The 22,676-nt window shown below is 72.6% G+C and carries 16 protein-coding genes; 6 read left to right on the forward strand and 10 right to left on the reverse strand.

Annotated elements, in window-relative coordinates:
* The first annotated feature begins 304 nt into the window (after positions 1-304).
* Both ACHFIV_RS19455 and ptsP read left to right on the forward strand, forming a co-directional pair.
* The gene (locus ACHFIV_RS19455) at positions 305-754 is read left to right on the forward strand and encodes a PTS glucose transporter subunit IIA (RefSeq protein ID WP_398970433.1); all 450 of its coding nucleotides are present in this window, start codon (positions 305-307) and stop codon (positions 752-754) included.
* A gap of 76 nt (positions 755-830) precedes the next feature.
* On the forward strand, positions 831-2,501 hold the full coding sequence (gene ptsP, locus ACHFIV_RS19460; protein WP_398970436.1) for a phosphoenolpyruvate--protein phosphotransferase: 1,671 nt from the start codon (positions 831-833) through the stop codon (positions 2,499-2,501).
* Positions 2,502-2,569: 68 nt separating this feature from the next.
* On the opposite strand, the gene ACHFIV_RS19465 is transcribed toward ptsP, so the two are convergent.
* Both ACHFIV_RS19465 and ACHFIV_RS19470 read right to left on the reverse strand, forming a co-directional pair.
* On the reverse strand, positions 2,570-3,475 hold the full coding sequence (locus ACHFIV_RS19465; protein WP_398970439.1) for a hypothetical protein: 906 nt from the start codon (positions 3,473-3,475) through the stop codon (positions 2,570-2,572).
* Between the two features lie 78 nt (positions 3,476-3,553).
* Positions 3,554-5,539: an acetoacetate--CoA ligase gene (locus ACHFIV_RS19470; protein ID WP_398970442.1), complete on the reverse strand. Its 1,986-nt coding sequence runs from the start codon at positions 5,537-5,539 to the stop codon at positions 3,554-3,556.
* Between the two features lie 221 nt (positions 5,540-5,760).
* On the opposite strand from ACHFIV_RS19470, the gene ACHFIV_RS19475 reads away from it, so the two are divergent.
* Entirely contained in the window at positions 5,761-8,121 is a 2,361-nt protein-coding gene (locus ACHFIV_RS19475; RefSeq protein WP_398970445.1) for a glycoside hydrolase family 31 protein, read from the forward strand.
* Here the strand turns inward: ACHFIV_RS19475 and ACHFIV_RS19480 are convergent.
* The gene (locus ACHFIV_RS19480; protein WP_398970448.1) at positions 8,112-8,609 is read right to left on the reverse strand and encodes an NUDIX domain-containing protein; all 498 of its coding nucleotides are present in this window, start codon (positions 8,607-8,609) and stop codon (positions 8,112-8,114) included. The two genes, ACHFIV_RS19475 and ACHFIV_RS19480, sit on opposite strands and share 10 nt — an antisense overlap.
* A 60-nt stretch (positions 8,610-8,669) precedes the next feature.
* Between ACHFIV_RS19480 and ACHFIV_RS19485 the strand changes: the two genes are divergently transcribed.
* Together ACHFIV_RS19485 and ACHFIV_RS19490 are read left to right on the forward strand one after the other, a co-directional pair.
* Complete coding sequence (locus ACHFIV_RS19485; protein WP_398970451.1) at positions 8,670-9,476, forward strand: M15 family metallopeptidase; 807 nt, start codon at positions 8,670-8,672, stop codon at positions 9,474-9,476.
* Positions 9,477-9,594: 118 nt separating this feature from the next.
* The gene (locus ACHFIV_RS19490) at positions 9,595-9,942 is read left to right on the forward strand and encodes an Mpo1-like protein (protein WP_398970454.1); all 348 of its coding nucleotides are present in this window, start codon (positions 9,595-9,597) and stop codon (positions 9,940-9,942) included.
* Between the two features lie 137 nt (positions 9,943-10,079).
* Here ACHFIV_RS19490 and ACHFIV_RS19495 read toward each other — a convergent pair whose 3' ends face one another.
* The 4 genes from ACHFIV_RS19495 to ACHFIV_RS19510 are packed head-to-tail and all read right to left on the reverse strand — an operon-like array spanning position 10,080 to position 14,297.
* A complete protein-coding gene (locus ACHFIV_RS19495; RefSeq protein WP_398970456.1) occupies positions 10,080-10,685 on the reverse strand; it encodes a GTP-binding protein in 606 nt (201 codons plus the stop codon).
* Entirely contained in the window at positions 10,666-11,097 is a 432-nt protein-coding gene (locus ACHFIV_RS19500) for a DUF742 domain-containing protein (RefSeq protein WP_398970459.1), read from the reverse strand. The genes ACHFIV_RS19495 and ACHFIV_RS19500 overlap by 20 nt, the downstream gene beginning before the upstream one ends.
* A gap of 9 nt (positions 11,098-11,106) precedes the next feature.
* On the reverse strand, positions 11,107-11,547 hold the full coding sequence (locus tag ACHFIV_RS19505) for a roadblock/LC7 domain-containing protein (protein WP_398970461.1): 441 nt from the start codon (positions 11,545-11,547) through the stop codon (positions 11,107-11,109).
* The gene (locus ACHFIV_RS19510; protein WP_398970463.1) at positions 11,544-14,297 is read right to left on the reverse strand and encodes a sensor histidine kinase; all 2,754 of its coding nucleotides are present in this window, start codon (positions 14,295-14,297) and stop codon (positions 11,544-11,546) included. Before ACHFIV_RS19510 ends, ACHFIV_RS19505 begins: the two co-directional genes overlap by 4 nt.
* 506 nt (positions 14,298-14,803) lie before the next feature.
* On the opposite strand from ACHFIV_RS19510, the gene ACHFIV_RS19515 reads away from it, so the two are divergent.
* Entirely contained in the window at positions 14,804-15,289 is a 486-nt protein-coding gene (locus tag ACHFIV_RS19515) for a hypothetical protein (RefSeq protein ID WP_398970466.1), read from the forward strand.
* Between the two features lie 21 nt (positions 15,290-15,310).
* Here ACHFIV_RS19515 and ACHFIV_RS19520 read toward each other — a convergent pair whose 3' ends face one another.
* The 3 genes from ACHFIV_RS19520 to ACHFIV_RS19530 all read right to left on the reverse strand — a co-directional run bounded on the left by ACHFIV_RS19520 (position 15,311) and on the right by ACHFIV_RS19530 (position 22,629).
* On the reverse strand, positions 15,311-20,047 hold the full coding sequence (locus ACHFIV_RS19520; protein ID WP_398970469.1) for a hypothetical protein: 4,737 nt from the start codon (positions 20,045-20,047) through the stop codon (positions 15,311-15,313).
* Between the two features lie 76 nt (positions 20,048-20,123).
* Positions 20,124-21,035, reverse strand: a complete 912-nt coding sequence (locus ACHFIV_RS19525) for a hypothetical protein (protein ID WP_398970472.1) — start codon at positions 21,033-21,035, stop codon at positions 20,124-20,126.
* A gap of 67 nt (positions 21,036-21,102) precedes the next feature.
* Positions 21,103-22,629 carry a hypothetical protein gene (locus ACHFIV_RS19530; RefSeq protein WP_398970474.1) on the reverse strand — a complete coding sequence of 509 codons (1,527 nt, stop codon included), beginning with the start codon at positions 22,627-22,629 and terminating at the stop codon, positions 21,103-21,105.
* Between the last annotated feature and the right edge of the window lie 47 nt (positions 22,630-22,676).

The following is a 22,676-nucleotide window of genomic DNA, read 5'->3' on the forward strand; positions in this document are numbered from 1 at the left end:
GCCTTTTCCCATTCCTTTGACCACGGTCCCGCGAGCATGCGGAAGCACAATCAGAGTTAGAGTCTGGGCTTGGGAGTCGCCGCCGATCCCCCGACTCGAAGGTCGTGTTGGGGTCAGGCAGGGGTACGACAGTACAGGCCGCTGTGGGACGAGGCAAATCGTTTCCGGCGCGCCTCCGGGTCGGCGCAACCGGTAGCTCTCGGGCGGAACCGGGACTTCATATGACTTACGCTGCTGATCAGTACGCCGCCCTCCATCAGCCGTGGCGGTGACCTACGGATCCCCACCCCCTGAGAGGCTCTCCATGACCACAGTGACGTCCCCTCTTGCCGGCCGCGCCATCGGGCTCACCGCGGTTCCCGACCCCGTGTTCTCCGGAGCGATGGTGGGTCCCGGTACCGCCATCGACCCCGTACGCGAGCCTTCGGAGGCCGTCTCGCCGGTGGACGGCATCGTCGTCTCCCTCCACCCGCACGCCTTCGTCGTCGTCGACGACCAGGGCCACGGTGTGCTGACGCACCTCGGGATCGACACCGTGCAGCTCAACGGCGAGGGCTTCGAGCTCCTCGTGAACAAGGGGGACACGGTGACCCGCGGTCAGGGCATCGTCCGGTGGGACCCGGCCGCCGTCGAGGCGGCCGGTAAGTCCGCGATCTGCCCGGTCGTGGCCCTGGAGGCCACCGCCGAGTCCCTCTCCGAGGTCCGCGAGGACGGCGACGTGAAGGTCGGCGAGACGCTGTTCGGCTGGCAGTGACGCCTCGGGCGCACTGATGAGCCAGTTGGGAATCCACCGCGACGGCACAGCCGCCGCACAATCGGAGACGGGTGAAATGGAGACAACGCTGCGAGGCGTCGGCGTGAGCCACGGTGTGGCCATCGGCGAGGTTCGGCACATGGGTACGGCGGTGCTCGAACCGCCGGCCAAACAGATTCCCGCAGAGGAGGCCGAGCGCGAGCAGGGGCGCGCCCGCCAGGCCGTGGAGGCTGTCGCCGCCGACCTCATCGCGCGCGGCAATCTGGCGGGGGGCGAGGCACAGCACGTGCTGGAGGCCCAGGCCATGATGGCGCAGGACCCGGAGCTCATCGCCGACGTCGAGCGTCGTATCGCCGTCGGCAGCACCGCCGAGCGGGGTGTCTACGACGCGTTCGCCGCGTACCGTGCTCTGCTGGCCAATGCCGGGGAGTACCTGGCAGGTCGCGTCGCCGACCTCGACGACGTCCGGAACCGGATCGTGGCGCGGCTGCTCGGCGTTCCGATGCCGGGTGTGCCGGACAGCGACGAGCCGTACGTGCTGATCGCACGTGACCTGGCACCCGCCGACACGGCTCTGCTCGACCCCGCGTTGGTGCTCGGCTTCGTCACGGAGGAGGGCGGGCCCACCAGCCACAGCGCCATTCTCGCGCGGGCGCTCGGGGTCCCGGCCGTCGTGGCTCTCCCCGGAGCGGGCGAGATCGCCGAGGGCACGGTCGTGGCGGTGGACGGCAGCACGGGCGAGATCTTCGTGGAGCCCAGCCCGGAGAAGCGCGCCGAGATGGAGAGCGCCTCGGCGGCCCGCAAGGCCGCTCTGTCGGCCGTGACCGGCCCCGGTGCCACCTCCGACGGCCACAAGGTGCCGCTGCTGGCCAATGTCGGTGGTCCCGGTGATGTGCCGGCGGCCGTGGAGGCCGGTGCCGAGGGCGTCGGGCTCTTCCGTACGGAGTTCCTCTTCCTGGACGACAGCAAGCAGGCGCCGTCCGAGGAGAAGCAGATCTCGGCGTACCGCGCGGTACTGGAAGCGTTCCCCGAGGGGCGTGTCGTCGTGCGGGTGCTGGACGCCGGTGCCGACAAGCCACTGGACTTCCTGACACCGGCCGACGAGCCGAACCCCGCACTGGGTGTGCGCGGGCTGCGCAGCCTGCTGGACCACCCCGACGTACTGCGGACCCAGCTGACGGCGCTGTCCAGGGCGGCCGAAGGGCTGCCGGTGTACCTCGAGGTCATGGCCCCGATGGTGGCGGACCGCGCCGACGCCAAGGCGTTCGCCGACGCCTGCCGTGAAGCGGGACTGCAGGCGAAGTTCGGTGCGATGGTGGAGATTCCGTCCGCCGCGCTCCGGGCCCGCTCGATCCTGCAGGAGGTCGAGTTCCTGTCGCTGGGGACCAACGACCTGGCGCAGTACACCTTCGCGGCGGACCGCCAGGTGGGAGCCGTTTCGCGTCTGCAGGACCCGTGGCAGCCCGCGCTGCTCGACCTCGTCGCGCTCTCGGCCGATGCCGCCAGGGCCGAGGGCAAGAGCTGTGGCGTCTGCGGGGAGGCCGCTTCGGACCCGCTGCTGGCCTGCGTGCTGACCGGCCTGGGTGTCACCTCCCTGTCCATGGGTGCGGCGTCCATTCCCTACGTGCGGGCGACGCTCGCGAAGCACACGCTCGCGCAGTGCGAGCGTGCCGCATCAGCCGCCCGTGCGGCGGACTCCGCCGATGAGGCGCGACTCGCCGCACAGGCGGTGCTGTCGGGCGAGTGACGCGGTCCGTCGGACGCAGTCGGATGTGAGGGGTCCCCGCCGGTTCCGGCGGGGACCCCTTCGCTCTGTCAGCGATGGGCCTCCGGTTCGTCGGCCCCGATGTCGAAGCCCGCGCAGTACTCGACGCCGGATTCCGGCGACACGGGTTCGCCCGTGTCGGCGTCGGTGCAGTAGGCGCTGAAGACCTCACCCGCCGTGAGCGGGAGGAGGCCGCCCCTGTGGAGGCGCCACCCGTGCACCCGGTCCGGTGTGCCGGGTGCCGTGGTGCGCAGTACGACGCCGCCCTGGGTCTCGAGGGCGACGCCCGCGGCGAGCACCGTGGCGAACTCCGCGCCCTCCGACGGCTCGAGGCCGGCCGGGCGGTCCGTGTCCCGGGTGGTGTGGAGGACGGCGAGGAGTTGTTCGCTCTCCGTGGGCACGCTGCAGACGAGGTGGTGTGTGCCGGGTCCCGCGGTGTCGAGCAGGCGCATCAGCAGGTGGGAGGCCCGGTCGAAGGCGGCCCGCCCGATGTCCTGCCCGCAGTCCGCGCAGTCGCCGAGGCCGGTGAGCAGCATCGTCGCGTACTCCCAGGTGGCGCGGCGCACGGCTCGCGAGACGAGCAGCGGGATCAGCGTGTCGATGGACTGGCCGGTGTAGGCGACGGTGGCGCCGGCTGCGGCGATCTCGGCCGTGAAGCGGCTACGGCTCGTGCGGTCGTCCGGATCGAGGCCGGACTCGGCGCAGAACTCCGCGTAGTCCTCCGGGTCGAAGAGGGCCACGGTGGTGTGCACGCCCTGGGCGGCGAGCGTGCGCAGCAGGCTCTCGACCTGCCGGAGGTAGACGGAGTGGTCCTCGAAGGAGAAGCTCCGGTAGCCGCGCATGGCCGCGAAGTCCTCCGGGTCGACCAGGAGGCCGACGGTACTGGGTGCTTCGCGGCGCAGCGTGCGCCGCATGGATGTCCCTGAGCGTTGCCGGTTGCGCTTGATGTGCGCCATGAGTCCCCCTGTGCGCTGTCGATCGGTGCTCACTCAGCGTAATCAGGGGGACTGACAACGGGGTGCTGGCCGGGCGGCTCAGCGGCGCCGGCGGGCGAGGTCCTCGTAGAAGCCGAGGAGTTCCAGGTTGTCGATGGAGCCGGGGTTGACCGCCTTGGCAAGGGCTGTGCCCTGGAGGAGCCGCTTGACCGGGACCTCGATGCGCTTGCCGGTGAGGGTGTGCGGGATGCCGGGGACCTCGATGACCTCGTCCGGCACGTGGCGGGGGGAGAGGTTCTCGCGGATGGTCCGTTTGATGCTGTCCCGGAGCGTGTCGTCGAGGGTGGCGCCGTCGGCGAGGTGGACGAACAGGGGCATCCAGTAGCCGCCGTCCGGCTCCTCGAGGCCGATGACGAGGGACTCACGGATCTCGGGGAGCCGCTCGACCGCCTCGTAGATGTCGGCGGACCCCATCCGTACGCCCTGCCGGTTGAGGGTGGAGTCGGAGCGGCCGTGGATGATGACCGACCCCCGGTCGGTGAGGGTGATCCAGTCGCCGTGGCGCCACACTCCGGGGTACACGTCGAAGTAGCTGTCGTGGTAGCGGCGGCCGTCGGGGTCGTTCCAGAAGCGGACCGGCATGGAGGGCATGGGTGCGGTCACGACGAGCTCGCCGACCTCACCGGTGAGCGGCTTGCCCGCGGGGTCCCAGGACTGGAGATCGGTACCGAGACAGGGGGCCTGGAGCTCACCGATGTGGACGGGGAGGGTGGGGACCGCGCCCGCGAAGCAGCTGCAGACGTCCGTCCCCCCGCTGACGGAGGCGATCCACAGGTCCTGGCCGGTGGCGGCGAACTCGTCGTGGAGCCAGCGGAAGCCGTCGGGCGGGAGGGGGGAGCCCGTGGTGGCGACGCACTGGACGCGGCTGAGATCGTGGTCGCGGCCCGGGTGGACGCCCGCCTTCCTGCAGGCCATGACGTAGGCGGCCGATGTGCCGAAGAGCGTGGCGCCGGTCTGTTCGGCGACGCGCCACTGGGCTTGGACGTCCGGATGGCCGGGGCTGCCGTCGTACAGCACGAGGGTGGTGCCGGTGAGCAGACCGGAGACGAGGAAGTTCCACATCATCCAGCCGGTGGAGGTGTACCAGAAGAAGCGGTCGTCGGGGCCGAGGTCGCAGTGCAGCCCGATCTGCTTGAAGTGTTCGAGGAGGATCCCGCCCTGTGACTGGACGATCGCCTTGGGGAGTCCGGTCGTGCCGGAGGAGTACAGCACCCACAGCGGGTGTGCGAACGGCACCTGCTCGAAGACCGGCTCGGTGTCGGATGCGGTGAGCGCCGACCACTCGAGGGCGCCGTCGGGCGCGTCCGTGCCGAGAAGCGGGATGTGGACGACCGCGCGCAGGGTGGGCAGTTCGCGGCGTAGCTCGGCCACGGTGCCGGTGCGGTCGTGTTCCTTGCCCCCGTAGCGGTAGCCGTCGACGGTGAACAGGACGACGGGCTCGACCTGCTGGAAGCGGTCCAGGACGCTGCGTGCTCCGAAGTCGGGGGCGCAGGAGGTCCAGACCCCGCCGACCGCGGCGGTGGCGAGGAACGCGACGACCGCCTGCGGGATGTTGGGGAGGTATCCGCTGACCCGGTCGCCGGGGGTGACTCCGAGGGCGCGGAGCTCGGCGGCCAGCGAGCCCACCTGCCGCCTGAGTTCGGACCAGCTGACGGCGGCCTGGGTGTGGGTCTCGTCGACGTACAGCAGGGCCGGGGCGTCCGCGCGGAGCGGGTCGTCCGCCGTACGCAGGGCGTGTTCGGCGTAGTTGAGGGTGGCGCCGGGGAACCACTGGGCGCCGGGCATGGAGCGGTCGCCGATGACCGCGTCGTACGGGGTCGAGAAGCGTACGTCGAACCAGTCGGCGACGGCCTGCCAGAAGGTGTCGAGCTCCTCGACCGACCATCTGTGCAGTGCCTCGTAGCCGCCGTCGGCCGGTGCGCCGTGGCGTTCGGCCGCCCATCGCTGGAAGCGGGTGACGGCCGCTGCCTCGACGCGCTCGGGACCGGGCTGCCAGAGGGGGGCTTCGCCGGCTTCTGAGGTCATGGAGGCTCCCTGGCCTTTCGGGGTGTACGCGGGGTGTGCGTGCGTCGCGCGCACGGGCTGGGGTGTGCGCGTGAACGGCTGTTACGGACGATGCCATGTGATCGTCCCGCGCACCAGGGTCTCCCTGCCATGCTTGCGTGTCCCGCTGTGTGCGGCGGCCACAGGTGAACGGAAGCTGAACGGGCCGCGTTTCCGTCACCGCGAGTGGCAGGGTGACCGTCATGGATGGTCGTGACCTGGTGCGCTCGGTGAGAATGGTCGGTTCCGTACAGGGGATGCGCACGGTGCGCTCGGCCTGGCGGCGTCGCCGTGCGGATGCGCGGGCGCTGGTGGGGCGGGGTGCGGAGCGCGCGCGTGTGCCCGGTCTGCTGATCGGCGCGGAGCCGGGGCCGGGCGGCGGAGTCGTGCGCTTCGCCCGCTCGCAGTTGCTGGTCCGGGTGGCGGTGGGCGGTGCGGTGTTCTGGTCCTGGGACGGAGCCGGGCCACTGCCCTCGTACGCCTTGGCGGGGGACGGGCCGGACTCGGACCCGCGTGCGCGGCTCGAACCGGATGCGAACGGCGGCTGGCGGGTGGTGTCGGAGCGGCTGACGGTGGTGGTGTCACGGCACGGGGCGGTGGAGCTGCGTACACCGGGTGGGGTGCTGCTGCGCCGGGAGCTGCCGCCGCGCTGGTGGGAGCCCGTGGCGGGCGGTGGGGCCCGGTGGGTGCAGCGTTCCGAGGTCCCTGCCGACGCGCGCTTCTTCGGGCTTGGCGGGCGGGCCGGTGGTCCGAGGCTCAGGGAGGGGACCTACCGGCTGTGGAACAGCGATCCGGGCGGCCGTTTCGGCCCCGGGGACGACCCGCTGCATCTGACGATGCCGGTGCAGGTGGTGGTGTCCGACGCCGGGACCCATCTGGTGTTCCACGACAACTCCTGGTCGGGCGGGGTGGCGCTGCGGGAGGGCGAGGAGGGTGCCGGATCGGGGCACGACCGGCCCGGCTCGTGTGAGGTGCGGATCGACGGGGGTCCGCTCCGCTGCTGGGTGGTCGCGGGCACGCCGGCCAGGGTGCTGCAGGGCTGGACGGCGCTGACGGGGGCGCCTGCGCTGCCGCCGTCGTGGGCGCTGGGTCCTCAGCACGCGCTGGGGTCCGGCGGCGAACAGGAGGTGCGGCGGGTCGTCGCGGGGTACCGGGAGCGGGGCCTGCCCCTGTCGGTACTGCATCTGGACGCCGGTCACCACGACGCGCATCAGGTGTGCACGGCCGGCCGGGACCGGTTTCCCGGTCTCCCCCGGCTGGCGGACGAGCTGCGCGAGGACGGTGTCCGGCTGGTGCCGGTCGTCGGTCCGGCGGTGCGGGCGTCGACGGGCGACGCGGTGTTCGACAGCGGACTCGTGGTCGGCACGGAGGGTGCGTTCGTCCGGGATCCCCAGGGGGCTCCCGTGCTCGGTGGGGTGTGGCCGGGTGAGTGCGTCTACCCGGATTTCACCGATCCGCTGGTGCGGGAGTGGTGGGGGGCGCTGTACGAGGAGTGGCTCGGGCAGGGATTCACCGGTGTGGGGCACGGCACGAACGAGCCGGTGGCGTTCTCCGCCTTCGGCGACCCGTCGCTGCCTCGTTCGTCACGGCACTGTCTGGAGGGCCGTGGCGGGGATCACCGGGAGGCACGCAACGTGTACGCGTTGGCGATGGCGAGGGCCGGTTACGAAGGGCTGCGCCGGCTGCGTCCGGACGAGCGCCCGTTCCTGTTCTCCCGCTCGGGCTGGGCGGGGATGCAGCGGTACGGCGGCGCCTGGTCCGGTGATGTCGCCACGGGGTGGCCCGGTCTTCGGGCCTCGCTGGCCCTGGTGCTGGGGCTGGGGCTCTGCGGGGTGCCTTACTCCGGGCCCGATGTCGGCGGGTCCGACGGGCCGCCGTCCCCCGAGCTGTATCTGCGCTGGTTCCAGCTGGGTTCGTACATGCCGTTCTTCCGCACGCACGCGGCGATCGGCGCGGGACGCCGGGAGCCCTGGGAGTTCGGGCCTGAGGTGCTCGGGCACGCCGGACGCGCCTTGGAGGAGCGGGAACGGATGCACCCGTACTTCGTGACGCTGTCGCAACTGGCCCGGCTGACCGGTGCGCCCTATGTGCGCCCGGTGTGGTGGGGCGCGTCCGGGGACCGGGAGCTGAGGGACTGCGAGGACGCCTTCCTGCTGGGTGACGCGCTGCTGGTGGCGCCGGTCCTGGAGGAGGGTGCGGACCGCAGGACGGTGCGGCTGCCGCGCGGGCGGTGGTACGACACGGCGACCGGGCAGGCGTACGAGGGACCGGCACGGGTCGTGGTGGACGCGCCGCTGTCGCGTGTTCCCGTGCTGGCGCGCGCCGGTGCGGTGATTCCGGTGCGGGGCCCGGAGGGGCTCCTGGAACTGGAGGTGTGGGCCCCGCCCTCCGGGCGTACCGGGGGCGGGCTGGTCGTGCGGGACGCGGGCGACGGGTGGGCGGGGGCCCAGGTGGAGCGCTACACCTCGCGTCTCCTGGCCGGCCGCGTGGTGGTCGAGCGGGACGGCGACGAAGGGCTGGTGCCGTATCCGGTCAGGATGCGGGGGCTGCCGGCTCAGCCGTAGGCACCGGCGAACCAGGAGCGTACGGCCCGGGTGTGCAGCGGGAAGGCGAGTTCGTCCGGGGTGAGCAGCACGTCGTGCCCCGAGGTCTCGTCCGTCGGTGCGGAGAGCGGGAGTTCGTCGGCGGGACGCGACGGGAGGAGTCCGAAGAGCAGCAGGTGGCCGTCCGGGGAGCTCAGGGCGTCGGCGAGGCGTACGTCCGTCTCGTCGGCGTGGATGCCGGTCTCCTCGCGGAGTTCGCGTACGACTGCGTGGCGCCAGTCCTCGGCCTGGTCGATGTAGCCGCCGGGCAGTGCGATCCCGCCGCGGTGCGGAGGGATCGCGCGGGTGATCACGACGAGGCCGGTGCCGTGCGGTCCGGTGACGGGCAGCAGGGCCACGGCTACGGGCAGCGGGTTGCGATACGCGGTGTGGCCGCAGGCCGTGCAGGTGCGGGGCCGGACGTCGGCGGCGTACGGGGTTCCGCAGCCGCCGCAGTGGGAGTCCTTCACGGGCGGACTGTATCCGATCACCCTTCTCCTGCGGCTCCGAAGCTGATAGACGGTGTGCCCATGACAGCCATTGCTCGTGTTCTCCGTGCCCTGACCGCCGCCGGCACCGCCCTGCTCGCCGTGACCGCCGCCGCCCCGGCGGCGTCGGCCGTTCCCGAACCCAAGGCTCCGCCTGAGTTCGTCGATCTCCGCTCCGTCGATCCGACGATCATCACGGAGATGCGCTACACCACCGCGCACAACTTCGTGGGAGAGCCGGTGGACGGCTACCGGCAGCCCGTCTGCATCCTGACCCGGCCGGCCGCCCAGGCACTGCGCACGGCCCAGCGGGGCCTCCTGCGCCGGGGGTACTCGCTCAAGGTGTACGACTGCTACCGGCCGCAGCGGGCTGTGGACCACTTCGTGCGCTGGGCGCAGGATCTCGACGACCAGGCCATGAAGGACGAGTTCTACCCGGAGGTCGACAAGACGCGGCTGTTCGCGGACGGTTACATCGCGGAGAAGTCCGGGCACAGCCGGGGCAGCACGGTGGATCTCACCCTGGTGAAGCTGCCGGCCCTTCCGGCCAGGCCGTACCGGCCGGGCGAGGAACTGACTCCCTGCTACGCGCCGAAGAGCGAGCGGTTCCCCGACAGCTCGGTCGACATGGGCACGGGTTACGACTGCTTCGACACCCTGTCCCACACGGACGACCCCCGGGTGCAGGGAGCGCAGCGCGCCCACCGGCAGTTCCTCAAGGAGACGCTCGCCGGTCTCGGCTTCGTGAATCTGGCGGAGGAGTGGTGGCACTTCACCTACAAGCCCGAGCCCTTCCCGGACACGTACTTCGACTTCCCGGTGGCGAAGCGGTCCGTCGCGGGGCACTGACTGCCCGCCGGCAGGAACGGGCGACCGGGACCACCCCCGTGGGCTCCGGCCGCCCGTTCATGGTGTCGGACGCGGAACTGCCGTGTCCGGTTGCCGCCCGAGCCATTACGGTGCCCTCATGTCACCACAGACGTTCGATTCGTACGAAGAGTTCTGGCCCTATTACGTCGCCATGCACTCCAGGGCGGCGACCCGCTGGGTCCATCTGACCGGGACCCTGACCGGCCTCGCGGTCACCGCGTACGGCCTGGCGCGCGGCCGCAGGCGCTACGCCCTGGCCCTCCCCCTGATCGGGTACGGCACCGCGTGGCCCGCGCACTTCCTCATCGAGAAGAACAACCCGGCGACGTTCGGACATCCCGCCTGGTCTCTGCGCGGCGATGTGCAGATGATCCGGATGATGCTCTCCGGCCGCGACGGGGAGCTGGCCGAGACGGCGGCCACGTGGTTGGCGGAGAATCCGTGACCTCGGCGCGCGCACAGGGTTGACGGGCCGTCACGGCGGGTGAAGACTCTCCCACGCCCGCTGCCCCCCGCACCGTACGCGCGGTCCGTACCCCGGTCGGCGGGGGTACGGGCCGCGTCACGTGCGGTGTCCGGCTGTCAGGTCCTGGCGGGTTCCCGGAGGCGGTCCGCTCGCACCATGGCGTGCTCGACGACGGCGACGAGCACGTCCCGTACGGACGGCCGGTCGCGCGCGTCGCAGAGGAGCACCGGCACCTCGGGATCCAGGTCGAGTGCCGCCCGGACCGTCTCGGTGGGGAACTGCTCCGCGCCGTCGAACAGGTTGACGGCGACCGTGAACGGGATGCTGCGGCGTTCGAAGTAGTCGACCGCCGCGAAGCAGTCCTCCAGCCGCCGGGTGTCCGCGAGGACCACGGCGCCCAGGGCGCCCTGGGCCAGTTCGTCCCAGAGGAACCAGAAGCGGTCCTGCCCGGGGGTTCCGAACAGGTAGAGGACCAGGTCCTCGCGCAGGGTGATCCGCCCGAAGTCCATGGCCACGGTGGTCGTGCTCTTGCCCTCGACCCCCGCGACGTCGTCGACGGGACGGCCCGCCTCGCTCAGCCTCTCCTCCGTGCGCAGCGGTCTGATCTCGCTGACCGCGCCCACCAGGGTCGTCTTGCCCACACCGAAGCCGCCGGCCACCAGGATTTTCAGGGTGACGGGCTCGACATGCCGCTTTCTGCGGCTAGAGCGCCCGAAGGCCATTGATCACCTCGCGAAGAAGGCTCTCGTCCGGCAGCTCGGCCGGCGGAACGGGACGGGTGACGTGCACCAGTTCGTCCTCGACGAGGTCACCGACCAGGACACGGACGACCCCGACGGGGAGATCCAGTCCGGAGGCGAGTTCGGCGATCGACTGGGGCATGTCGCTGCACAGTTCGACGATCTCCACGTGCTCGGGGGAGAGCGTCTGGTCCCGGCCGGGATCGTCGGCCGCCGGTTCGGGGACGACGATCGCGATCAGGTCGAGACGGTGGCGGGAGGCGCTGCTGGTTCGTCCCCTGGTCATCGCGTAGGGCCGGACCACCGGCCCCGCTTCGGCGTCGTACCAGCGCGAGGATCCCGCTTCGGCGGGCGGCGATCCGGGCACGGTGTCCCGGACGGAGTCTGCGCTCATCCCCTCGCCTCACCCTCCGGCGGGCAGACCGGTCCGGGGGGCGTTGGCCAGGTGCGCCCCCACGCGCTTGACCATCAGGGTCATCTCGTACGCCACCTGCCCGACGTCCGAGTCCGCGTCGGCGAGGACGGCGAGACAGCTGCCGTCACCCGCCGCCGTGACGAAGAGGAAGGCCTCGTCGAGCTCGACCACCGTCTGCCGGACCCGGCCGGCGTCGAAGTGACGGCCGACGCCCTTGGCGAGGCTGTGGAATCCGGAGGCCACGGCCGCCAGGTGCTCACTGTCCTCGCGGGTCAGGTCCTGGGACGTGCCGGTGGCGAGGCCGTCGCTGGAGAGCACCAGCGCCTTGCGGATGCTCGCGACGCGCTCGACGAGTTCGTCGAGCAGCCAATTCAGTTCGCCGGAGCCCTGGCGTGAGGCGTTGTGTGCTGCGGCGTTCGGTGCGGTCATCGACCGTCCCCTCCCGGAGTGGTTCCTGGTGCTGTCTCGCCGGGGCCGGTCACGTCCTCGGCGTTCTGCCGACGGCCGCGCTGCCAGCCGCGTTGTAGCGAAGCCATGCGATTGCGTACTTCGTCCGCATCACGTTCGAGGTCGTCGGTGTCTGCGGGGGCGTGGCCGGAAGTCCGCCCTGCGGAGTCCTCCCGGAGTTGTGGGGCGAGGCTCGCCTGCCGGACCCTGCGCGGGAGGCCGCCCACCGTGTCCGCCGGCGGCCGGGGCGCGGGCCTCAGCCGCACCGGGGCGTCGCTGGCCGGGGAGGCGCCCGGGCCGGGCTCCGCGCCGGGGTGGGCGCGGCCTCCGTCGCCGATCCGGCGGCCCTGGCCGGAGACGAGCGTCGGCGGCTTGCGGCGCGGCAGCGGGACGGGGCCCGCGGGCCGCATCGGCCGGACGTCCGCGGAGTGGCCGTCCGAGGAGTCGAAGGCCTGTTGGTGCTGTTCCCGGCCGGCTTCCTTGCGCAGGTCGCGAGCGCGGAAGATGCCGCCGCGCTCGCTCTCGGTGTCCTCGAGGTCGGACACGCCGTCGAGGACCGGGCCGAGTGCCGGGTCGAGTTCCCGGTCGAGTGCCGGGTCGTCGGTGAATCCGAGTGTGCCCACGGGGCCTTCGAGCTCGACGGGCCCGTCGAGCACGGACGGGCCGGTGAGCCCGGTGGGGACCGGGGAGAGCCCGGAGGGCCTGCCCGGGATGTTCGCGTCCGCGACGCCGTCCCTGCGTGCCTTGTCGCTGCCGGGCGCCCTGCTGCCCGGCCGGCCGCTGCCGATCGCCTTCTCGGCGCGGCGGTCGAGGCGGAAGCCGGTGCCGTGGGTCTCGGGGGCGTCCGTGAGCAGCTGGGCCGGGATGAAGACGACCGCGGTCGTCCCTCCGTACGGTGAGGTCTGGAGCGACACCCTGACGTTCTGGCGCTGGGCGAGCCGGCTGACGACGAAGAGGCCGAGCCGGTCGGTGTCGGAGAGCTCGAAGTCGGGTGTCTCGGCGAGCCGGAGGTTGGCGTCCAGGAGGACTTCCGGCGCCATGCCGAGGCCACGGTCGTGGATCTCGAGGGTGAAGCCGTTGGCCACGCGTTCGCCGTGCACCTGGACCGCGGTGTGCGGGGGCGAGAACACCGTTGCGTTCTCCAGCAGTTCCGCGATCAGGTGGGTGAGGTCGGCCACGGCCGGGCCGCCCACGCCGATGCGGGGCAGGCGCCGGACCTCGATCCGCTCGTAGTCCTCCACTTCGGCGACCGCCGCCCGCACCACGTCCATCAGCTGGATCGGCTTGCGCCACTGCCTGGACGGCGCGGCCCCGGAAAGGATCACGAGGCCTTCCGCGTGGCGGCGCATGCGGGTGGTGAGGTGATCGAGGCGGAAGAGGTCGGCGAGTTCGTCGCTGTTCTCGGTACGCCGCTCCATGGTGTCCAGGAGCGTCAGCTGGCGGTGCAGGAGCACCTGGTTGCGGCGTGCGAGGTTGACGAAGACCTCGGACACCCCGCGGCGCATGTCCGCCTGCTTGACGGCGGCCTCGACGGCGGCCCGCTGGAGGGTGTTGAGGGCCTGCCCGACCTGGCCGATCTCGTCGCGTTCGTAGCTGAGGTGGGGTGCCTCCGTCTCCACGTCGACCTGCTCGCCCGCGGCAAGCCGCCGCATCACGCTGGGCAGTCTCACCCCGGACACCTCGTGGGCGTCCTTGCGCAGCCTGGAGAGGTCGCGGACGAGTTCGCGCCCCACGCGGACGGACACGAAGACGGACACGAGCAGGGCCACGAATCCCAGGACGCCCGCGACACCGGCCTGGATCAGGACCCGGTAGCCGGCGGGTTCGGCCCGGTCCTGGAAACGGTTGGACATCTCGGTGCCGTCGTTGGCCAGGCGGTCCAGGACCGGCGGTGCGACCTCCGCCCAGCGCGCGGCGTCGACGGCGCCCGGTTCGGTGAACGGGCCCGCGGCTATGAGCTTCTGCTCGGTCGTGCGCAGCGGCTCGGTGTCGGGGCTTCGCCAGTACCGCTCCATGCGCCCGCGCTCGCTCGCCGGCAGGAGCTCGAGGTTCACCTCGTACAGGAGCGTGCGACTGGCGGCCAGGTCGGAGACCGCCCGGAGCTCAGGGGCGCCGAGCCGTCCCGCGACGAGGCCCGACGCGATCAGGGCGTCCTCGCGGGAGAGCATCTCGCGGGCCCGCGAGATGCCGACGAGAGCCCGGACCTGCTTGTCCATCGACACGTTCTCCATCGTGTGGAGACCGTTGAGGAAGCGGTAGCAGGGATCGACGAGTCCGTTGTAGAAGGCGAGGGCCCTGGTCCGGTCCATGGTGCGCTTCTCGACGGAGCCCCGCAGCGCCTCCAGCCCGTCGATCTCGCTGAGGATCGAGTCGAGCTGTGCCTCCGACTCCTTGCTCAGCTTCTCGCGGATGTCCTTGCTCTCCGCGCTCTGCCTGACCTCGGCCACGACGCGGTCGGTCAGGGCCCGCTGGCGGCGCAGCAGGGGCAGGGCGTCCGAGCTCCGGGGGTCGGCGAGGAAGACGAGTGTCTGGCGGCGTTCGCCCTGGACGGCGCGGATGGTGTCTTCAAGTGGATGGCCGACCTGCTCCACGATGGCGCTCGCGCCCATCAGTTCGCCGGCTTCGCGGCCGGTGACGTAGGTGGCGAAGACCCACAGGCCCGTGAGGGAGGCGAGCGGCACCAGGAGCAACGCCACGATCTTCCTGCGGATGGACTTCCCGCGAAAGCGCATGGCCTCCCCCAGCTCGGCCCCGCACGGCGGGGTGGTTGTGTCGGTGTTCCCGGTGGCTCCGGCTGCCCGGGCCTCCCGGTTGTTCCGTGTTCCTGGCGTGGCCCACCGGTCGTCGGCCGGTGTTCCGTCAACAAACGGCGCGAGCCTACTACTGACATACGGGTAACTCGAAGGCGTGTCCGGGCGATTTCCGGCCGCCCTGCCCTGAGTTGTTCACCAGTTGTCCTGGTATTCCCGGCGAATAAGTTCGCGAAAGCGACAGAGAACGCCTGGCTGAGCGCTGTTGATCCACCTACGGCACTTGGCTGGAATTCTTCGTTCCGACATCTTTCGGGGCTGGTTGCTGCCCCCGGCGGGAATCTTCGCGACCTGGCGTTCGTCCGTACGTACGGGGCAGAAGAACCTCACGGGGGTACGTGCGACAGGCGAGCGTCTCCGCCCGGGTAGAACGGGCGCGAGCCGGGCATCCACCCTTGAGTCGGACAGTGGTGGGGAGTTGAAGGTCCTTGGACACGGACGAGCGCCGGGGCGCGGCGGTACCGCCGGCGACCACGACTGCGGCCGGTGTGTCACCGGCCGGTGCGGAGGCGGCGGGTGCACGCATTCCGCGGCAGCTGTGGGTGGAGGAGCCCGCGATACGGCGAAGGATGCCGGACCCGGTGCGGACGGCAGCCGTGCGCGCCGTCCTGATCATGTCGCTGACCATGATCCAGGCCATGGTGGCTTTCCTGTACACGCTGGCCGGGTCCTGGCTCGCCTTCCCGATGGTGCTCGGCGGTGTGGCCGGCACGGTCGTGGCGACGTGGTCGGTGCTGGACGTCTGGGTGACCCGTCAGGTGTGGAACCAGCGCAACGGCGTGGTGTCCGTACCCAGCAGCACGGCCCGCCGCATGCGCCGGGAACGCAGGTCCGCCAGGCGCGCGGCCCGGTCCAGGGCGCGCGGGGAAGCACGGATACGACGCCGGGGCGAGGGTCGGCTCTCCCGGGCCTGACCCGCCTGCCCCGGCTTCCCCCTACCGCTTCTCCGAGGCCTGGGCGGACGCCGGGCGCGGCTCCGTCATCTCCGTACGCATCTCCGGGACCGCCGGACCGCCCGCGGGGCCGGACGCCTCACCGGTCCGCTTGAACATGCGGGTCGCCGTGATCTCGCCGTGGACGGTCTCGCCGTCGGGGTCCTGCTGAGGCAGTCCCGGCCTGAGGTGTTCCTCCACGCTGATGTACTTCAGCCCCGCCCGCAGGTCCGCGTCGTTGCGGAGACGGATGACGAGCGGGAATTCGGCGAGAGCCGTGGTGTCGAAGAGCCCCGTCGTGTAGAGCAGTTGCACTCCCAGCGCGTCGGAGACGGCGCGCTGGAGCTCCAGCAGATAGGTGGCGTTGGCGCGTCCGATGGGGTTGTCGAGGAAGAGCGTGCCCGCGTGACGGTGGCGGTCGCGGCCCCTGTCGTTGCTGCGCAGGGCCGCCATCGTGCAGTACAGCGCGATGGCGGCGGTGAGCAGCTGGCCACCGGAGAACACGTCCCCCATCTGTCCCACCGGCACCCGCTCGGCACGGAGCACGGCGTCCGGCTTGAGGATCTCCACGGCGATGCCCTTGGGCTGCAGAGCCGCCTGCACCCCGCGCAGCAGGAGGGACATGCCGTCCCTGCGCAGGTCGGAGTTCTTCTTGAGGGCCGCGTGCGTGGCCTCGTCGACGACCTCGCCGAGCCTCTCCGTGAGCGTGGCTTGGTCGGGCTGGTCGAAGCGGATCCGGAGGAACTCCTGACCGGACCACTCCCCCAGCCCCTCGGGCAGCTGCGAGAGCCGCTGGGCGGAGCGGAGCGTCGTGAGGGCCGACTCCACGAGGCCGCGGAGCCGGTCGACGATGGAGTCGCGGTTGCGCTCCAGCTGGGCCAGCTCGTCGGTGAGCACCCGGAGTCTCGGCGCGAAGGCGGCGGCCCACTTCTCGGCGTGGTCGGGCAGGGCGGCTGCGGGGAGTTCCCTGATCTGCTGCCGGGCAGGTGTGCGGACCTGTTCGTAGCGGGTGGAGTTGGCGTGCCGCACGAGGACGTCACTCGCCTCCCGCACGGAACTCTCCGCAGCCGACAGGTCGGTGGCGCATCCGCGCAGTGACCGGCGTGTCTCGGCGGCTGACCTCCTCGCCTCCTCGAGGGTCCCCCGGTACGGGTCGGGGGCCTCGGTCTCCTCCTCCGCGCCGTGGTCCCGGAGCAGGTCACTCAGGAGAGCGGCGGTCTCGTCGAAGCCGCTCGCCGATTCCTCGGCGGTCCGGTGGGCACGCAGGAGCTCGGCGTGGGCGGCGCGTGCGGTCTCCAGCGCCGCTGTGGCGGAGGACAGTTCGGCTGTCGCCGTACGCAGCAGGGTCTGGGCCTGACCGGCGTCGGCAGGGACCAGGTCGTCGGGGAGAGCGGTGTGGTGGGGCGCGTCGTCGGCGGGGGCGAGGCGTTCTGCCTCCCCACGGAGCCGGCCGAGCTGTTCGCTGGCCGTGGACGCCCGTGTCTCCAGGAGCTGGACGTGGGACTCCGCGCGGGCGACGGCCGCCTGCCGGGAGGGCCCGTCGGCCCCGTCGGTGCCTTCGAGGAGCAGGGCCGCGCGGGTACGGACCTTGTTGGTGAGGCGGTCGAGTTCGGCCAGGGCGGCGCTCTCGTCGCTCTCGGCGCGGGCCTGCTCGGCCCGCAGGTCGGCTCCCACCCCCACCTTCTCGTACAGCTGTGAGGCGGCCCGGTACGCCTCGCGCAGAGCGGGCAGGGAGGCGCGCGTGGTGGAGGCGTCCGGCTCCGGGAGCGTTTCCGGGGCGCCGGCGACCTCGGCGCGCTCGGCGCGCAGGGCGCGGGCGGTGCGGTGGGCGTCGTCCGCGGCGCGCTGTGCGGCCCGGCGGTCCTCGTCGGCGGCGCGCGCCCGCTCCAGGCATGCCGTGGCGCGGGCCTCGGATTCCGCTGCCTCGTCGGTGAGTTCGCGCAGCCGCGCCTGCCAGCCCGCCCGGTCGCGGAGACGGTGGGCGAGGCCCGCGAGCGCGTCGGCCACGCGGCGGGCCCGCTGGGCCGCTTCCTGACGCTCGTCCCGGACGCGTGCGGCGTCGGCCGCCGCCTCGTCGGCCTCGGCGCGCGCGGTGCGGGCCTCTGCCAGCGCCGCTTCCGCGGTCTCAGCGGCGGCGCGGGCGGTACGGGCGGCCTCCCCGAGCTCGGCGAGCATGCCGGGCGGACAGTCGGCGCGCCAGGATCCGATGCGGGCCGCGAGGGAGCGGTCTGCGGTGAGCCGGGCCGCGAGCGACCTGATGTCCTCGTCGCGTGCCGCCGCCCGGGCCCTGAGTGCCTGCCGCTCCTCGTCGGCGGCGTGCTCGTCGTGCATCGCGGGGTTCGGCGGGACGAGGAATACGTCGTCGGTGCCGGCGCCGGCACCGCCGGGCGCGGGTACGGGGGCCAGGAGGGCCGCGGTGGTGCCGACGGCCACAGCCGACCGGGGCAGCAGGGCGGCGGCCGCGAGGACCTCGCGGGCCCGGGTGTGCGCGTCCGGGTCGGTGATGACGACACCGTCGACGAGCTCGGGCCGTGCGGCCAGGACAGCCGCGTGGTCGGCGGGGTCGACGGCCTGGGCGAGGTAGCGCCAGCCGGGCAGGGCGGGGATGCCGTGCTCACCGAGGTATTCGACGGTGGCGAGGACGTCGGGCCCGGGAGGCAGCAGTCCTCCGTCTCCGAGCGCGCCGAGGATGCGGGAGTCGTCGGCGGCGGCTGTACGCAGGTCGAAGAGCCTGCGTTCGGCCGCGGCGATGCCCTGGTCGAGCAGCTCGCGCAGCTCGTCGGCACTGGCGTCGAACTCCTCGGCCGTGAGGGACTGCGCCTCCCCTGCGACCGTCTCCTCGTGGCCGTCCGTTCCCGCGGCGGCGCGAGGGCGCGGGACACCTGTGGCGGGGGCCGTCGGCAGACCCAGCAGCTCGGCGAGGCGGTGGTCGGCGGCGATCGACCGGGCAGCCCTGCGCTCGGCCTCGTAGGACTGCTCCGCGGCCCGTGCGCCGTCGGCGGCGCGGGCCGCAGCGAGCTCGGCGCGGCTCTCCGCCGCCGCGGCTTCCCTGGCCTGGTCGGCGGTGGACCGGGCGGCTTCCCGCGCGGTGTCCCAGGCGGCGACCGCGGCCTGCTCGGCGTCGTTGGCGGCGAGGGCGGCGCGGGCCGGGTCGGCGTCGGGCGCGGTGTCGTCGAGCCAGCCCGCCCGCACGGCCTCGGCGGTCTCCTGCTCGACCTCGGCGAGACGCTGGCGCAGGTGACCGGCCTCGCTGCGGGCGCGCTGTGCCTCGGTGGCGGCGGTGGTGGCGTCCCGGTGCGCCGCCTCCCCGGTGGCCTGGAGGGTCGCGGAGCGCTCCTCCTCCTCGTCGGCCACCCGCTCGCCGGCCTCGGCGGCCGTGTGGAGGGCGCGTACGAGGTCGGCGGCGGCCGTGGCCCGCGCCGCCAGGGCGGGCGCCGCGTCGCGCTCGGCCTCCCGGATGGCGACGGCGACACGTGCCGAACGGTCGGCGGCGGCCCGGTGGCGCAGGACGGCCTCGGCGGCCTGCCAAGCGGAGTGCAGGGTGCGCGCCTCTCCCAGCTCGCGGCGCTGTGCCGCCGCGCTCTTCTCGGCGGCGGTCAGGGCCAGGGAGGCGTGCCGGTAGGCCAGTTCGGCCGCGATCAGGTGCCGGTGACCACGGGTGGCTTCGGCCTCGGTGACGGCGTGGGCGGCGGCCGTCACCTGCTCGGCGAGCTCGGCGGTCCGGCCGCGCTCTTCGGCCGCACGGCCGGAGAGCCTGCGGGCCAGGGTGCGGGTGCGCCGCTCGGCAGCGGCGTGGACGTCGCGGCTGCGGGCCCTGGTCGCGGTGGCTTCGACGATGCGGCCCAGCAGGTCGACGGAACCGGCGGTGAAATCGCGTTCCGCGGTGAGCTCGGCGCGTCGGCCCAGCTTGTTGCCGAATCCGCTGACGAGGTCGGCGAGGCCGTCCGTGTCGCGGGTGTCGGTGACGGCCCGCAGCAGAAGGTCGGTGAAGTCGGAGTCCTTCTTGACGGCGAAGAGGCCGGCCGCCTCACCCTCGTCGGCGTTCATCTCACGCTGGTAGCGGAAGAGTTCGGGATCGAGTCCGAGGTCGCCGAGGTGTTCGTTCCAGCGGTCGTGGATCTCCTCCCAGTGCACGTCGAGGTGCGGGTAGAACTTGCCGGCGTCCGTGAGGGCGTCGCGGAAGCCCTTCATGGTGCGACGCCTGCCTCGGGCACCCGAGACGCCTTCGACGCGGCGGCCCACCGAGGTGGCCTCGGCGACGGGAAGGCTGTCGAGGCTGAGGCCGGGTCCCGGGCGGAAGGAGTACCAGGCCTCGGCGAACTTGCGGGGATCGTTGGAGACCTGGCGGCCGCGCCATTCGCTGACCTTGCCGACGACGACGCACTCACCGGTGAGCGTGTGCTGCCACTCCAGGGCGACGTGTCCGCAGTCGTCGGCGAGCAGGAACTTGCGCAGCACGCCGGAGCTGGCGCCGCCCAGGGTGTTGCGGTGTCCCGGCAGCATCACGGAGAAGATCAGCTTGAGCAGGACGGACTTGCCGCCGCCGTTCTCCAGGAAGAGCACGCCTGCGGGCGCGGGACGGCGCGGGGGCCCGACGGGCTCGTCCTCGAAGAACTCCGCCTGGGCCGGCGCCGGCCTGGGCACGGGCTCGCCCACCCCGCGCAGGTCGAGCACCGTGTCGGCGTAGCGCGCGCCGGCGGGTCCGATGGAATAGAGGCGGACCCGGGACAACTCGTACATGGCGGCGGACTCTCGTCGTTCAGGCGGTGGGCGGGCAGCTGGTGCGGCAGCGGGGTCGGGGGTGGGCGGGCCGGGCTCAGGAGTGGAAGGGCAGTCCCGCGTCGGCGGCCAGCTCCAGGCCTTCGGTGTCGGGCGGGGGCAGCAGCGTGGCCGAGCCGTCCGTGACCGGGACGACGCCCAGTTCCAGCAGTTCGGCCATGGCGGCGCTGCCGGCCATGTCGCGTACCTGGAGCTGGTAGCGGGCCGTGGTCCGGTAGGCGCCGCCCGCGTCGTCCCCGGTGCGCTGGAGGAAGCCCGAGTCCGTGAGGAAGGAGACGGCCTTGCCGATGATGCCGGTGGTGGAGCCGGCGAGCCTGCGTGCGTCCTTGGTGGCGCCGGTGGCACTGCGGCGGGCGTAGATCCGCCACCCGGACTCCAGGCCGGGGGCGTCGGTGGCCGGGTCGGTGTTGTCGCCCTGCTCCTCGGCTCGTTCCTCGAGCCGCCGGCAGGCCTGGCGGACGAAGGCGTCGACACCGTTGACCGTGATGCGGCCGATGTAGGAGTCGTCGGCCAGGTCCTCGGGGCGGGGGAAGGCCATCGCGGCGACGGCGAGGTGGGCGAGACCGTGCAGGAAGCGGTCGGCGGCGTCGGAGGAGGCGCGTCTGGCGTAGTCACCCATCCGTACGGCGAAGACCGAGTCCTCGCCTGCGGTGACTGCCATCCCCGCGCGGGTGGAGACCTCCAGGACGATGAGTCCGAGTCCGGTGGCGACGGCGTCGGCGAGCCGGGCGAAGGCGGGTTCCTCCCGGTAGCGGCGCAGCAGCTCGGCGTATTCGGCGTCGCGGGCCGGCATGAGCTTCGGCTGCAGTCCGAAGGAGACCAGGCGCGCCGCGTCGGCCGCGTCCGCGGGGGTGACGGCGGCGGGAGCGGCCGGCCGCGCGGCGTCGGCCCCGTGCGTGAGGGACTGGCCGTCCCACGCGTCGGTGTGCTCGGCGTGCTGCTCGCTCAACTCGGTGACTCCTCGGTGCGGGTACCGCTCTCGGGCGGCAGGGGGCGGGTGGTCGGGCCGGGAACGCTCACGAGGCGTCCTTGCGGTCGGCGGCCATGCCTGCCGCGTCCAGCAGGGCCGTGCCCACTATCAGGTCGGCCCCGCCGAATTCGTGGTCCTCGAGCGGGGTGCCGTCGTCGACGGCGAACAGCAGCCGGCGCTCACCCTGGCGGTACGCGGTGCCGACCGGCGGGCTCGCCGCGTGGACGGCGAGCAGGGCGACCAGGTAGGGCAGTTCGGGGTCGCGCAGCCGGGCCTCGGCGAGGAGACCGGAGAGCCGGCGCGGGGCGTCGTGCTCCAGGTCGAGGAGCTCCATCGCGTGTCCGAGCTGCTCCTCACTGAACCGGCTGTCGTCCGGGGTGGCGATGACGTCGGGTTCGGGCATCTCGGCGCCGAGGTGCTCGCGCTCCACCGGCGGGGTGAGCAGCAGGTCGACGAGGTCGCCGACCCGGACCGAGGTGGGTGTGCGCAGCCCGGTGCCGTGCGCGAAGAACGCGTCGGTGGCCCGTGCGGCCTGTTCCACGGGGAGCGGCAGCAGGGGTACGAGGAGCTGCCCGTACAGATCGAGGCCGGCCCGCGCGGTGGGGGCGGCGAAGGCCTGCCGGTCCTGCTCGGCCCGGAAGAGCGGCCCGGCCTCCAGCAGCCTGGACTGGAGCTGGGTGTGGCGGCGGATGCAGTCCTTGACGATGTCGACGAGCTCGGCGGCGCGGCGCTTGTGCTCGGGTTCCTCCGCCTCGTCCCTGGCCTTGCGGATGTTGGTCAGGATGGCGTTCTCGTGGCGGTAGCGGTCGGCGACGTGGTCCAGCGCCTCGGCGATCATGTCGGGTACGGCGTTGAGCCAGTCGACGGCGCGGACGTTGCGCCGGGTCGCCTCCAGCGTCCTGCGGAGGGTCTCGGCGTACTGCACGGTGCGGTAGCGGGCCTGTTCGGCGGCGAGCTGCGCGTCGGCGAGGCGGCCACGGCTGATCAGGACCTCCAGCTTCACCTCGGCGGCGATCTGGGCGCTGGTGACGTCCGTGTCGAGGGCCCCCACCAGGACGTTGACCGCCTCGTCGGTGGCGCGGAGGTAGACGGTGCCGCCGTGGCCGGGGACCTCCTCGACGAGCTTGAAGTCGTAGTCCCTGCGGACGTAGACGCCGTCCGGCCCGAAGGTGCCGTACACGGCGCGGAAGCCGCGGTCCACACTCCCGACGTTGATGAGGTTCTCCAGCACCCAGCGCGCCACCCGCTCGTGCTCGGTCACCGGCCGGCGCGGTGCCTGGGCCGCGATGCGCGGGAGGAGCCTCGCCACTATCTGGTCGTGGTCGGCCCCGGTGTCGAAGTCCATGTTCAGAGTGACCAGGTCGATCGCGGCGAGAGCGATCTCGGCCATCGCGTAGACCGTGTACTCGCCGGCCAGATTCGCCTTCCGCACGTCGAGGTCGTGCAGCGGAGCGGTGCAGGCGAGCGCGCGCAGCCGACGCGACAGCCCCTCGTCGGCGGCGGGTCCCGGGGCGGGCCTCGGTCCCGCGCTGAGCTGGGGCGCAGCGCTACGGGTGTCGGCAGGCGAAGTCACGCTGCACAGATTAGGTCCTCGCACCGACAACGGTCGAAACGGCGCAG

The sequence above is a fragment of the Streptomyces sp. ALB3 genome (assembly GCF_044385685.1).
Lineage (GTDB): Bacteria > Actinomycetota > Actinomycetes > Streptomycetales > Streptomycetaceae > Streptomyces.

Bases quoted from the DNA above. Each gene is read 5' to 3' on its own strand.
- ACHFIV_RS19520 (WP_398970469.1), bottom strand. From the start codon at position 20,047: ATGTACGAGTTGTCCCGGGTCCGCCTCTATTCCATCGGACCCGCCGGC.
- ACHFIV_RS19475 (WP_398970445.1), top strand. From the start codon at position 5,761: ATGGATGGTCGTGACCTGGTGCGCTCGGTGAGAATGGTCGGTTCCGTA.
- ACHFIV_RS19500 (WP_398970459.1), bottom strand. From the start codon at position 11,097: ATGAGCGCAGACTCCGTCCGGGACACCGTGCCCGGATCGCCGCCCGCC.
- ptsP (WP_398970436.1), top strand. From the start codon at position 831: ATGGAGACAACGCTGCGAGGCGTCGGCGTGAGCCACGGTGTGGCCATC.
- ACHFIV_RS19455 (WP_398970433.1), top strand. From the start codon at position 305: ATGACCACAGTGACGTCCCCTCTTGCCGGCCGCGCCATCGGGCTCACC.
- ACHFIV_RS19510 (WP_398970463.1), bottom strand. From the start codon at position 14,297: ATGCGCTTTCGCGGGAAGTCCATCCGCAGGAAGATCGTGGCGTTGCTC.
- ACHFIV_RS19495 (WP_398970456.1), bottom strand. From the start codon at position 10,685: ATGGCCTTCGGGCGCTCTAGCCGCAGAAAGCGGCATGTCGAGCCCGTC.
- ACHFIV_RS19490 (WP_398970454.1), top strand. From the start codon at position 9,595: ATGTCACCACAGACGTTCGATTCGTACGAAGAGTTCTGGCCCTATTAC.
- ACHFIV_RS19470 (WP_398970442.1), bottom strand. From the start codon at position 5,539: ATGACCTCAGAAGCCGGCGAAGCCCCCCTCTGGCAGCCCGGTCCCGAG.
- ACHFIV_RS19465 (WP_398970439.1), bottom strand. From the start codon at position 3,475: ATGGCGCACATCAAGCGCAACCGGCAACGCTCAGGGACATCCATGCGG.
- ACHFIV_RS19485 (WP_398970451.1), top strand. From the start codon at position 8,670: ATGACAGCCATTGCTCGTGTTCTCCGTGCCCTGACCGCCGCCGGCACC.
- ACHFIV_RS19505 (WP_398970461.1), bottom strand. From the start codon at position 11,547: ATGACCGCACCGAACGCCGCAGCACACAACGCCTCACGCCAGGGCTCC.